General features: G+C 61.6%; 4 protein-coding genes. 3 read left to right on the forward strand and 1 reads right to left on the reverse strand.

Annotated elements, in window-relative coordinates:
- Positions 1-34: 34 nt before the first annotated feature.
- Entirely contained in the window at positions 35-1,387 is a 1,353-nt protein-coding gene (locus tag DES53_RS09920) for a hypothetical protein (RefSeq protein WP_113958065.1), read from the reverse strand.
- A gap of 156 nt (positions 1,388-1,543) precedes the next feature.
- On the opposite strand from DES53_RS09920, the gene DES53_RS09925 reads away from it, so the two are divergent.
- The 3 genes from DES53_RS09925 to DES53_RS09935 all read left to right on the forward strand — a co-directional run bounded on the left by DES53_RS09925 (position 1,544) and on the right by DES53_RS09935 (position 14,035).
- Positions 1,544-2,923 carry an NAD(+)/NADH kinase gene (locus DES53_RS09925; RefSeq protein ID WP_113958066.1) on the forward strand — a complete coding sequence of 460 codons (1,380 nt, stop codon included), beginning with the start codon at positions 1,544-1,546 and terminating at the stop codon, positions 2,921-2,923.
- 47 nt (positions 2,924-2,970) lie between these two features.
- Positions 2,971-4,725, forward strand: coding sequence for an arginine--tRNA ligase (argS, locus tag DES53_RS09930; protein ID WP_113958067.1), 1,755 nt, complete (start codon positions 2,971-2,973; stop codon positions 4,723-4,725).
- Between the two features lie 298 nt (positions 4,726-5,023).
- The gene (locus tag DES53_RS09935) at positions 5,024-14,035 is read left to right on the forward strand and encodes a tetratricopeptide repeat protein (protein WP_113958068.1); all 9,012 of its coding nucleotides are present in this window, start codon (positions 5,024-5,026) and stop codon (positions 14,033-14,035) included.
- Positions 14,036-14,116: the final 81 nt, after the last annotated feature.

Consider the following 14,116-nt stretch of genomic DNA (forward strand, 5'->3'; position numbering starts at 1 on the left):
TGCGATGGTGCAATACACGCGTGCGTGCCAGACATCAACGTCCGCGAGCCAGCCAACCTTCCGCGACCAGTTCATCCACCAGCACCTGATTTGCCTCGCCACCAGCCACGTCCTCCCTGTACTTCAGAGTGACGGTGATGGGCTGTGGTTCACTTGATCCCTTGCGCAGGATGAACTCCAGCGCCATGCCCAGAGGCGTGCCTTCCGTCGCATAGCCGTAGATGGGCGGCGCGTCCTTGGAGCGGGGATCCGTGAGTTTCAGGCAAATGAGGTTGGCCGCCTTGGGAAAGACGTCGTTAAAATGCTCGCCGGGCTCCGCCAGCACACGCATCAGGGTGGGAGTCACGGGGCGCACGTCCATGAATTCCTTCCACCCCATGTCCCCATAGAGAACGAAGCTGGCCCAGTCGATGAAGTACTTGCCGGTGCGTGACTTCATGGTGATCACGCGGCGATGCTCGCCATCAGGCAGGATGACCTCAAACGCGAAGGTCAGCATGCCGGCGGGGTTCGCCTCCTTCGCCACGATCTTCTGGTACGCGATGCGTCCGGGTTCGTGGGATTCGTAGTATTTGACCATCTTGTCCACCATCAGGTGGTCATCGCGCACGAGCTTGACGCGGTCCTTCAGCGTGGTCGCTTCGAGGAAGCTCTGCACCGCCCTCATGGCCATCTCCTGCTCACTCATGACGCCGGGTGTGGTGGCTGGCGCAGAATCCACCTCTTCGGGCAGCTTCATCTCAGGCGCCTGTACCGGGGTGCTCAGCACCTCCTTTGCAGAGGGCAGCGCCGGATCGACCTCGACTTTCCTGCTCTCTCCCAGAGGCTCCACCTTGGGAGGGGAAAGGACCGTCATCATGCCGGAAAAGCCATTCCCAAGAGCTCTCCACCAGTGGAAGCGGTCTGCGGCAATCACCAGGGCGATCAAAGCCACCACCACGCCGACACCCCACAGGATCGTATTGCCTTTGCGCTTGATGTCCGAGTCATGCAGGAGGCGCTCTCCTGAGGAGCCCTCCAGTGTCTGCGCTACGACAGGCATGGGGGCGAGGCTGCCGCCTGCGAGGGGTTTCGAGCCTGCGACCGGGGCCACCCGCGGACTGGGCGCAGGCATGGTGCGGGGCGTGTCACGTCCCGTCACTACGGAGGTGCCTTGTGGACGTGCCACGACGTTGGAGCGGGCTCCGCCTGCGGCGGCGGCGGCCTCTCCTCCCAGCTGGACAGTGGGGGTCAGCAGGGCCTTGCGCTTCATGCGCGTGGCCTTGGTCGTGAACTGCAAAATGATGTACTTCCCGCAGCGAGGGCAGTCCCGGGACCGGGTGACATCGGTGACGTTGAGCTCCACCTCCTGTTCACAGTGCGGGCAGGTCAAACGGGTCTGGGGCATCGGGGGGCGGGCGGTGCGGTTCAGTTCAGGTGGAGTCACAAGCTACCGCGCAAAACCCGGCGCGCAACCATGCGGAATATGGCGGCACCATCTGAGGGAAAAGCAGTTGTGAGGGAGCGGGGTTGAGCCTGTCCGACTTTGCGCCTAGAGTCGCCCATGGCACGCCGCATGGCCCTCTTTGGGGGCAGCTTCAATCCACCGGGTTTGCATCACCTCCGCATCGCGGAAGTGCTCGCGCGTGAGTTTGATGAGGTGCGCATCGTGCCCTGTGGCCCCCGGCCGGACAAGCCCGAGGTGAACTCCGTGCCCTCTGCCTTCCGCGCGGCGCTGTGTGACCTGACCTTCGGCTGCCTGAAAGGGGCCGTGGTGGATCTCTTTGACCTGGAGCAGGACACCTTCACGCGAAATCATGCGCTTGAGGAACGCTACCAGGCGGAAGCGGAGGTCTGGCATGTCGTCGGCGCTGACTGGATCGAAGGTGGAGCACAGCATCGTTCAGCCATCCACACTGGTTGGGAAAAGGGACCGGAGCTGTGGCAGCGCAGCCGCTTTGCCATCCTCACGCGGCCGGGCCATACCATGGACGCTGCGGATCTCCCGCCGAACCACGTGCTCATTCCCCTGGAGATTCCGGGTTCCAGCACCCTCATCCGCGACTCGCTGCTCCACCGCCGGGCGGCAGATCACCTGCTCACGAAGAAAGCTCACCGCTACATCAATCGCTACGGACTCTACCGCGGCACAAACCCCGCCACCTGGTCACGCGGGACGCTGGAGGATCTGAAATGCATGATCCAGACAGACCCGCGCAATGGGAAATCTGTGAATTGGCGGGACAAATTCCAACCGCACGTGAACGAGGACGCGCCCGACTTCATCCTCACCCTGGGAGGAGACGGCGCCATGCTGCGGTGCATTCGTGAGTACTGGCGGAAGAGGCTGCCCTTTTTTGGCGTGAATGCCGGGCACGTGGGATTCCTGATGAATGCGCCGGATCAGGTGTTTGAGCAGAGCTTTCCTCCCACGGAGGTCATCTTCCGGCAGCTCCCCCAGATCTATATCGAGATGGAAACGGAAACGGGTGAAATCATCCAGGACTACGCCTTCAATGACGCCTGGGTGGAGCGCTCCACCAGTCAGAGTGCCTGGCTGGAGGTGAAGGTGAACGGCATCTCCCGCCTGCCGAAGCTCGTGAGCGACGGAGCCCTCGTCTCCACGGCAGCCGGTAGCACCGCCTACGCACGCGCCATGGGTGCCTCCCCTCTCCTGGCGGACACACCCGCGTGGCTGCTGGTGGGCTCCAATGTCCTGGAGCCCGCCCACTGGAAGAGCGCCCTGCTCTCCAGCGACACCTCGGTGGAGATCCTCAATCTGGAGTGCGACAAGCGCCCGACGACCGCCTATGTGGACGGCGTGAGCCAGGGGGCCGTGCGCAGCATCCGTGCGCGCCTGAGCCGGGCAGCCGCCGTAGAGCTGGTCTTTCTGGCGAACCGTGACATGGCGGAGAAAATCGCCGGGATTCAGTTCATGCGTTGATGCACGAGGCGGGATCTGTGCTTGAGTGCCAGCCCCTTTTATTTCGCATGTCCACGTTTCGCAAGTTGCTGTCCCAGCGTCTCCAGGCCGCCTTCGCCGCGGCAAATATCACCCTGCCTGAGGGTGCAGTCATTGATGTGACGAATGCCAGCGACTCCCGATTTGGCGACTACCAGAGCAATGCGGCCATGACCGTGGCCAAGCTCCTGAAAACGAATCCCCGCCAGCTCGCCACGACCATCGCGGATACCTTCGATGGCACCGGCCTCTGCCAGAAGCCGGAGGTGGCCGGTCCCGGCTTCCTGAACTTCCGCCTCACGAATGAGACACTCGCCTCCACGCTGAATGCCCATGTGGCGGATGCGCATCTCGGTGTGCCTCGCGCGGAGCAGGCGAAGACCATTGTCGTGGACTTCTCTGCGCCGAACGTGGCCAAGCCCATGCACGTGGGCCACATCCGCAGCACGTTCATCGGCGACAGCCTCGCGCGGCTTGCGCGCTATGTGGGCCACCACGTCATCACGGACAATCACATCGGCGACTGGGGCACGCAGTTCGGCATGATCATCCACGGCTGGAAGACGCGGATGGACAAGGAGGCGCTCAAGAAGGATCCCATCCATGAACTCGTGCGCGTCTACAAGGATGTGAACGCCGAGGGCAAGGTGAACGAGGCTGTGCGCGAGATGTGCAAGACCGAACTGGTGAAACTCCAGCAGGGCGACGCGGAGAACCTCGAGATCTGGAAGGAGTGTGTGAAGCTCACTCTCGACCAACTGCACGATGTCTACGGCAAGCTCGATATCAGCTTTGACCACTACCTCGGCGAGAGTTTCTACAACGATGCACTTGGTCCGCTCGTGGAGGACATGCTCGCGCAGAAACAGGCGCAGGTCAGTGAGGGCGCGGTGTGTGTGTTCTCGGATGGCACCAAGAAGCCAGAGCAGGACCCTTTCCTCATCTTCAAGGATGGCGAGTGGACCGCCCTTCCTCTCATCATTCGCAAGGCGGACGGCGGATTCCTTTACGGCACCACGGACCTCGCCACGGTGGACTATCGCGTCAACGAATGGAAGGCAGAAGAGGTCTGGTACGTCGTGGGCGCGCCGCAGCAGTTGCATTTCCGGCAGCTCTTCGATGCCTCACGGCGTCGTGGTCACCAGACGCGCATGGAGCACATCGCCTTCGGCTCCATCTTGGGGCCTGATGGCAAAATGTTCAAGACGCGCTCAGGCGAAAGCGTGGGCCTGCTCGAAGTGATCGAGGAAGCCGTGGAACGCGCTGCCACCGTGGTGGCCGAGCGTGAAGGTTTCACTGATGAGGAGAAGTCCGAGGTCGCCGAGATCATCGGCATCGCTGCCGTGAAGTATGCGGAGCTCAGCCAGCACCGCATGACGGACTACAAGTTCTCCTGGGACAAGATGCTCTCTCTCCAGGGGAATACGGCCCCGTATCTCATCAATGCCTATGTGCGTACGCGCTCCATCTTCCGGAAACTGGATGGTGCGGTCACGCTCACCGACGACGTCGTACTGACCGAAGATGCGGAACGAGCCCTTGCAATGAAGCTTCTGCAGTTCGGCGAAGCGGTGCATGACGTGCTGGAGGACTTCCGTCCGAACCTGCTTGCGCAGTATTTGTATGATCTTGCGAGTGCCTTCCACGGCTTCTTTGAAGCATGCCCTGTGCTGCGTTCCGAAGGCGTCACCCGCAACACCCGTCTTGTGCTCTGCGATGCCACCTCCCGCGTGCTGAAGGAAGGTTTGGGGCTGCTGGGGATCAAGACGACGGAGAGGATGTAGTCCTCTCTGGGCAAGGTGCTGGCCGAGTTCCCCTCTGGTCTGTAATCTCAAACTACCAAGAAAGGCCCGGTGGGAAGGTGGCGCAGCACCTCCCCACCGGAACTTTTCGAGTAGTTTCAAATGATAGACCAGAGGGATCACTCTCCATACTTTCTCGCGGGAAGAGGGGGGACGTTTCATTTTTTCAACCCGGGTGCTCTCGGACGGAGGCTCGACTTCAATGCCCTCTTCGAAAACTCATCCATTTCCTAAGCCCGCCCCCTTGCGCCCGTTTGCCATGATCTGGTAAAAACCAATCATGCGGCGAAATCCCCCGGGCGGTTCTGTCATTCCTCGAATCCGGCAGCAGTTGGTTTTCCTTCTGCTCGTGCTGGCTCTGGATTCATCGGAGGCTTTACGAGCTCAAGATCCGCAACAACAACCGCCCGCAGCACCCACCGCTCCCTCCGCCGAAGCGCTCAAGTATCACGAGATGTTGCGCCGGCGGCCACAGACCGGGGTTATCTTTGATCGCTTCACCTCGGCATGGCTGGCCACAGGGAGCCGGGATTCCCTCAAGGACTTCCTGAAAAAGAAAACCGAACTCGCGGACGCCACGGCAGCAGATCACCTCATCCTGGCACTCGTCTATTCCGCCACCGGAGAAGATACGGAGGCTCTGAAGGCAAGTGAGAGGGCCACGACAAAAGCGCCGGACGACGCCCTGCTGCATCTGCGCACGGCGGAAATTGCCAGCCGTCTGCGGCAGTGGGACACCGCACTCGCGGCGCTCACGCGAGCGGCCCAGATTGGCCTCACGGAGGAGAGTGACATCCGCGCCACAAGACTGCATGCAGACATACTCTGGCGGCTCGGACGGCCCGGGGAAGCGAAGCAAATCTTCCGCAAACTCATCGACCGCCACCCAGAGGAACACAGCTTGAGGGAAGAGCTGGTGGACATGCTGGTGGAGAATGGCCTGAAGCCGGAGGCGGCTGAAGAAAGCCGTACACTCGTAGACCTCACCAAGGATCCCTTCGACAAGGCAATGCGCCGCCTGCGTCTCGCGGACTTGCTGGTGGATCTCCGGAAAACTCCCCTCGCCCGCACCGAGCTGGATCTCAGCCTCGCGCAGAGTGGCATGGACTCCTGGCTGGAAGGAGAATCACTCGACCGCATGGAGCGCCTCTTCCGCCGTGGAGGCGACCTGAATGGCTTTGCCTCGAAGCTCAGGGAACTCGCCATGCAGCATCCCACTCGCGTGAGTATCGTGCGCCGGCAGATGCGCATCCTTACCGAGCTGGCGCGCCCCGTAGATGCCGCCGCACTCGCGGTCGATCTGCTGAAGCGCACGCCCGGGAGACGGGACATCCGGGAGGATTACATCACGCTGCTCGAGGCTCAGGGGAAGATTCCCGATGCCATCCAGCAGATGGAAGAACTCCTCCGCCAGGAGCCAAAGGATGGCGAAATCATGTTGCGACTCGCAGGACTGCACGGGCGCAACAACGCTCCGGAACGCACACGCGAGTTGCTCGACGCCTTCCTAAAGCAGTCGCCCAATGACGAAGGCGCACTCATGCAAGCCGGCCGGTTGCTGGAGCGGCTCTCGCTCGATACGGCGGCTCGCGATGTGTATGAGAAATGGACGTTCGAGCATCCCCTGGATCCGCTGGCCGGCCTCTCACTCGCCGCGCTTCTCCATCGTCAGGGAGATACGGAAGGTGCCATCAAGCTGTGGCGTCTCCAAGGCGGACAGGGCGACATCACCACTGCGAGCCAGGTGGCCACGGCGGCATCGAGTCGTGGCGAGGTGGTCGTGGCGTTCGAGATCTTGAAGGCTCGTGAGAAGGAATTGCAGGATGACCCCAGGCTGCTCATGCAGGTGTGCCTGCTCGCGATGCAGGCACGCCGTGAAGCGGATTGTGTGCACTGGCTCCGCAGGTATGCGCAGTTGGTGAAACAGACCGGCGAGTTACAGCACCTTTCCACGCTGGCTTCCTCCGTACTCAACCGCAAGTCGACCCGTCAGCAGTTGCTGGAGGACTTCGCAAAGAGTCCTCCGGCAGGGACGGGGGAAAGTATCCTGTTGGCCCTTACCAACGAATACACCACGCCTGAGAACACCTATGACGAGCAACTGGCTGGCCGACGCAAGGCCGATGAACTTCTCACCCTGGCATGGGCTGCCCTTCCTCATCCTGCAGGCACTCCTCTGAATGAGGATGAAAACATGGTGGAGGCGGCACGATTGCAGGTACTGAGTCGTCGCCGGGATTGGACCGCGATGCTGCAAGTGCTGAAGGAAACCATCGCACGCCCCAATGCCAAAACCTCCACACGCCTCCAGGCCCTCGCAGACGCCAGCGCCTCCGCGCTGAACTACGAAGAGGCACTCCGCTGGGTTGCAGAATGGAAGGCGGTGGCGCCGACCAGCCACATCCCGTGGCGCGTGCATGCGGGACTCCTGCGCAGCACGGGAAAGACCGAAGAGATGATCGCGGTACTGCGTGAGGCAGCCCAGCGATTCCAGGATCAGGACGAGATGTCCTTTGATCTGGCCGCCGCCCTCCAAGGCGCCGGTCAGGGAACCGAAGCACTCGCGGTGTACCGGCGGCTCTTCGAGCAAAAAGAAGACGCAAATGTACGGCTGCGCATCGGCTCCCAGATGATCCGCACCGCCAAGGGCAGTGCCCAGCTCGAAGACCTCATCACGGAATGGAAGCGCTACCAACGCGAGCAGCCGGACTCACCGGAGCCCTGGCGCCTGCTGGCCATGGCTCATCGCGAGAAGCCGGACGTGGAGGCTCATTGCAATGCCCTTGGAGAGGCGTTGCGTCTCGCGCCAAATGACATCGCCCTGATGCGTGATCTGGCCCAGAGCGAAGACGCGCGCGGCAATGCCGAAAAGGCCGGGGAACTCTACCGGCAGGCTGCGCGCAAGGAGTCCACCCCCCAGGCGCAACGCGCCTACGCGGAATTTCTCCTGAAGCGTGGGGAATCGCAGGAGGCGCTGCAGATCATGCAGGAGATCGTGGCCGCACAAGCCACCACCCTTACCGAGATCGAGGAACTGGCAGACAACCTCATGGCCATGCGCCTCTGGCGCGAAGCCGCCGTGCTGCTGGATGTCCCCTCAAAGAGTCACGCCCAAAACGTGCGACTCCAATACCAGCGTGGCGTGGCACTGGAGGAGTCCGGCAAACTCGACGAAGCGACGCAACACTTCATCCGCATCCTGCAATGCCAGGAGGAACTGGTGGATGCCATCCCACTGCCGCCCCTGCAGGAAGAGATTGCAGTGCCAGAAGCTCCCGGAGCCCTCTGGTGGCATCGGCTGCTTGAGCACGGGCGGACGGCCTATCACTACAATGGCATGGAGCAGCGAGGTGTGCACCTGCCCATGGGCGCACGGCCCGGGCCTGTGCGGACGATCTTCCTGCCCCAATGCCTGGAAGAAGCGCAGGTGTTTGCACTGAGACACCTTGTGAGACTGGCCGAAGTTGGCCGCGCGCAATCTCCGCCCCTTCCTCCGATTCTTCTTCCGGAGAGCCTGCCCATGGCGAAGATCTGGCCCAATGTGATTATGCGCAACGTCTGGGGGCGAGGCCAGATGATCGTCACAGCCGAACAGATGCGCGCGCATCCGCTCCTGCAGGTGGGGTGGATGCATGGGACCGTGAGAATTCTCGACCTGGCGGAGAGCGACGCCGCCGCTCTTTTGCTTCACGTAGAGAAAACCTTTGCTTCAACGCATCCTGAGCTGGCGGCAGAAGCTGCCATACTCCAGGCGCACTCAGATACGTCCGATGCTGCGAATGCGCCACTGGATCGCGCACTGGCCCATGCAAAACTTTCCACCCACAGCAAAGAGCGTCTCGCGGAAAGCATCGCCTCATGGATCGTCGACGATCCGGTGCTCATCAACGTGGGAATCCGCCAGCGTACGAAGCTCTCGGAGCAAGGTGAGGAAAAGTTGCTTGCCGCTCTCACCGCGTGGGCAAAGGAGGCCGCCACCGAGGCAAAGCCGGCAGGCATCTTGACGCAAGCCACCAGAAGTTTGTCAGCACGCGGTCGCTGGGAGGCCTGGAGAGACTTGCTTGATGAAGTGGTACCACGCATTCGGGAGAACTCTGCCGCGCTCGCTGAACAGGCAAAAGTGCGGGAGGTTGGTTCCTACTTCCAGCTGCTTGCGTTTCCACCTTACATTCACTCTGGGTACGGCATCAGCCCCCTCCTATGCCTGCACCAGGGTATGGGCTGGCGGGGGCGCACCACCCCCGATCGCGCCCCTGCCGCCCTCGCCGCGGAAGCCAGGGATCCCCTGACGAAACTGCTGTGCCTCCAAGCCGCGGGACTTCCGGCGGAACTCAAGCAGGAAGCCATCCGCCTGGCCGCAGCGCATCCTACGCGCGACGATGTGCTCTTCCTGAAAGCCAGCGTCCTTGCGAAGGATGGCGAGTCTGAAGAGCTCACCAATGCCCTGAGGGAATGGGTCACGCTGCCCGTGAGTGCGGAGGTGAGCCGCAGCCGGGCCCGGTATGTTGTGGAGTTTGCCGTCGAAGGAAACCTGACGGCAGATGATGCAACGCAAACCGCCGTGCTCAATGCCGCGAAGCATCTGGTCACACTCGGCATCGTGGAAGAACGCCGCTCGCGGAGCCTCGTTGAAGATCTGAAAGCCGCGGGTTTTGACGCCCCCTCCCAAATGCTCGCAGGCGTGCTCACCAAAGGCAACCGTCCCTCACCCACCGCGTCGAATCCATTGCTGGGCGCCTTCACCATACGCACCGCCCAGGACCTCATGAAGCGCGTGGATGGCACTTCCGACGGCGGAATGGCGCTGCGACTGATCACCGAGACACTCGCCAAATTTGCCAGTGACGAAATCGGCGCAGCGCGGGGTTACATGCAGGCAAGCAGCGACGATGGCTGGCAGTGGCTGATGCAGGCCCTGCACAAAAAGGACACCTTCCGCGAATCCGTGCTCAGCCATCTCCTTTCCGAAGCCGGCACCCCTCGGCTGGACTACGCGGAAGCCGCCTTCATCATCGATCGATTGGGTTACTCCTCCAAACATGCGAAGGAGAACTACCTGAAGGCACTGGAAGAGAATCCCGCCGACACCCGCGTGCGGCTGAAGTTGGTGTGCCTGCTCGTCGATGACCAACCCGCGGAGGCACAAAAAATCTATCAGGCCGCGCCTGCGGACGACCGCCTCTTCATCGGAACGGTTCTCTGCGACTATACAAACCGGAACAATCTCATGCTGACGCAGCTCGTCTCGAAATTTGCTTCAGGCGTGCTTCAGGACACGGCTTCCCGGAAGGTTGCGCCACTCGACCTGGATTGGTTGAATTTTCTCACCAGCAATCTCACGTGGACCAACCTGACAAGCTCCTGGTCAGGAATCAGTGACCTGCTGCGAGCAGAGCCGGCTGGCGCGGATGCCGGGTTTGGCTCTGCTCCGGCGCATGAGCTGGCGGATTCCCTCAACACCTATGAACTTACCGGAGAACTGGAAGCCCTGTGCGAGGCGGCCATGGAACTACCGGATCTGGCCACCTCGGCCTTCGCCTGCTATGCAGGACTGAAACTCAAGAAGGGTGCCAGCGTGGACCTGCTCGTACCAAAGGCACGGGATGCCATGCGGACCAGTGCTGCGGCTGAACGATGGCTCTCGCGCACAGAGCTGTCCCACAATATGGTCTTTGAGCCCGCCCATATCTGGCAGCCATCTCCCCTCGCGCTGCTGGCGCTCCACGCATCCAGACAGCCCGACACGAAGGAGGCGTTCAAGGAACTCACGACACTCGCACAGAGCTGCAAGGTCCCGGATGGAGACCGCATCGTGGCGCTTCTGGAACGGCTCTACACTTGTCCCGAGAATGAGTTCCCCGCAGCAGCGCGTGAGCTGTCCACCCTGCCCCCCACGGCAGCCCAGCAACTGGACTACGTGCCCGCGGCCACCGTCGCACGCGTGTGGAAGGAAAGAGGATTGTCTCTCGATCCCTTCGTGCTGCTTTCTACCGAGTCAGATGCCGCCATCACGTATCCACCCTACGCGAGCGGACACTGCATGGCATTGCAAACGCTTTCCCGTCGCGGCCATCGGGAGGAAGCCAAGGCGTTTCTGGCGAAGGTGATGGAGGAGTATCTTGGACCACGCGCGGGATGGAAAGAGCGCGTCAAGGACATCGGAGACGACTTCCGGGATCCCCGCCTGTCATCGCTCAATTTCATTCATGGTGTGATGCAGAATATCAGCCAGTCTGATCCTGCACTTTCGTTCGTGTCGCTCGAACTCGCCGAGGAGGCGGGCCTGCGCCTGCACCGGAGCTTTCGGACAGAGTATTTCGTCCCAGCATGGATGACGCGGGCAAATGACTCCGGGATGCCCGGTCCCCGGACCGCAGCCATAGTGCTGAACTTCCTGGCAGGCAGCCCCTGGCTGAAGCCCGACGCTCCTCTGTGGGACTGCGCCATGCGCTCGAAGGAAGAAGGAACGCTGCTCACGATGACAGCTGCCGCGATCAAGGGCCTGTCCAAAGAACAACAGGCGCACGTTCGCGCCACCCTGGAGCACGCAGCCTTGAAGAACCCGGGTGCCGCCATCCTCGATGCGCTGGTACAAACCGATCAGCAGAAGCTGGTGGATGCGATTGTGCTGGCGAATGGAAGCATCAAGAATGCGCCGGCTCACAGCCTCGAAGCACTCGGAGTCGTGATGGAGAACGAACTGGCTCCCATCCAGCGTTCCACGGCCAAGGCCCGCGCTCCTGAGATTCACTCCCTCCTGCAAAAGCTGGAGGACACGGAAGCCGCGCGCAATGCCGAAGCCTTCTTCACCGCGAGCAGCATCGAATCGCTCCATCTCTCGGACTCGCAGTTCGAAGAAACCATGCGACGCGCAGCCACCCAACTCGCTGCCACCGATCACGCCAAGGCGGTGAAGCTGCTGGATCGCGCCTGCGAACTGATCGTGCAAAAGCAACAGCGCGGCGCATGGAATGGCAGCGGGGGCTCCAACGGATGGACCGCCTGCGGCCAGGCGCTGAATCTGTGGTGTGACAAAACACAGAGCCTCGACGTAGTCACGGTGGCTTGTGACCTCTTCCACCAACCTGACGAGTTCAATGCCGTGAGCGCAGGCTGGTGGCATTGTCCCTCCTGGGGCAATGCCCTGCTGGCCACGTGGAAAGATGAAGGTGGACTGGGAGATGCCGCAGCAGGTCTGCGGGGCCTGCTGCAAAGTCTGCATTCCAAACTGGCCATCAAGAAAGCTCCCCTGCTGATTCCCGCGTTCATGGATTTCCATCTCAAGCTGGATGTCTGGCAGCGGCAGGAGGTTCTGCGGGCGGCCGATGCTCTGGCGATGAAGAATTCCGATATCTCTGGCTACGCTGCCTGGGTGGGTCTCGCCTTCCGCCTCAATGATCTGGCTGATGGCGCCTTGTGGCTGCCAGGTTCGCAAGATCCAGAGCGCATCAAGAACCTCATGGAGGGCTTCCGCGCAGTCATCAAAGACCAGTCGGTCAATCCCCTGGTGCGTCTCGCTGCCGCACACGTGCTGATGAACAAGGCAGGCAAGCATGCGGATCCGGAAACCATCTGGGCGGCCATGGACCTGGCCACGCTGGTGCTGGAGAAGGAATGGCCCGCACACGGTTACCTGATGCTGTACATCCTCAATACCGTGAACCGCCTGCCGGTGGACGACCGCTTCAAGACGGCCGCGGCACGCTGGCTGCCTGCGTGGCTGCGCCGGAACCAGTACACGGGGACATCCTCGAGCCAGGGCCTGAGCTATGACCCCGTGGATGAGTATCAGTCGGCAGTACTCACGCTCGCCGCACGTGGTCTGGATGACATGGGAGTGCGTCAGACGCTCCAGAGTCTCTCCGGTCTGCAGCAACGCTCCGCGACCAACCTCCTGACCTTGATCCGCAATGACCGGCACGAGGTGGCGAAGGAGTTCTTCATGCGGAACAAAGACCAGCTTCTTCGCGCCTCACACAACAACGTGCAGCCCGAAGACAAGGACATGCCCAAGCTGCGCGCCTTCGCCGAGATGCTGCCGCATCCGGATCAGAAGCTGCAGGTGATGGTGTATTGCAGTTCATTCTACGGATTTGGCATGCTGCGGGATCAATGGGCGGACTCCCGGGCTCTGCCATGGAATCGCCGCATGGCGGAGCAGGCACGCGAGGTCATGCAACACGTCTTCAAGGATCCAACTCTGAAAGAGAAACTGATGATCGAGCTCGCCGATGCCCCTGGCGCCGTCGCGGAGATGGCCCAGGAGTTGAGGGAAAAGGATCTCCGCGACATGGTGCGCACATCATCCTTTGGCTCCGGTTCCGTCCCCATTTCGGACAGTCTGCGCTACCCCATGGAACTGGCCCTGCTCTCACTCGCAGAGCGCATCCGTCAGACGTCGCCCGCAGACTTCGCGATCGCTGGAACGGTGTTCCCTGGCCCGTTGCCGCAGCCCGCGAATGGAGCACAACTGGAGTTCCAGACGCTGCTGGAGCGCGTGGACAGCGGACGCGACAGCCAGTCCAAGGCCGAGTGCATGCGACAGATTGAAGGCAATCTCTTTGAAGCCACCATGCTCGCCGCCCCTTCCATGGAAGGCACCCTGCTTGCGGGGTTCATTCCCGCGTGGAGCAAAATTCTGCGTGCTTATTCCGATGAGAAGGAACGCTTCGATGAGGAGGCCCTTGGAGTTGCCACCCAAATCGTCCTCGCGGGGCTCTCAGGGAAAGGCGGCGAACTCGCGGCCTGGCGTGAGGACGTGCCGCACTACCGCCGGGACTCACTGAAGGCGCAGTTCCTGGCGAAGCGACACCTCATGCCTGTGGCCCAGCAACTCTGCCGCACGCACGACGGCAAATGGCGCAACTTTGAGGAGCGCTGGAAGTTGGTGCAGTCTTTCGCCGCCGACCCCTGGGTGCAGGAGTACCTGAAATCCTCGCGCGACACCATTTCGCAACTGGTGCGCAATCGCGTGCTGACCATTGAAGAAGCCATCGAGCGCGCCGATGAACTCGCGAAGTTGTTCCCCAAGGATGGCCGGGCGGCCGCAGAGCTAGCAGCCATCATGAAGGCACACGGTCGGGATGATGTCATTCCCGGACTGCTGGCACTCGCCATGGAACAGGCCAAGGGCAGCGATGCGTGGTATGCCGAGTGGGGCTTCCGCCTGGTCCAGTGGCGGGCAGAGCACCAGCAACGAAGCGACGCCGTGAAGCTCTGGGAGGAAATCAAAGGCCGGGCAAAACAACCGGCGTTGAAAAAAGCTGTGGAAGCAGGACGACCAGAGGCGTGATGCATGGAGAAAAACTGGAACGGATCTCCAGTGAGTCCGTTCTTGCATTCACGCGTCCGGCGTAGGTTAATTCGGACCATG

Source organism: Roseimicrobium gellanilyticum (assembly GCF_003315205.1).
Taxonomy (GTDB): domain Bacteria; phylum Verrucomicrobiota; class Verrucomicrobiia; order Verrucomicrobiales; family Verrucomicrobiaceae; genus Roseimicrobium; species Roseimicrobium gellanilyticum.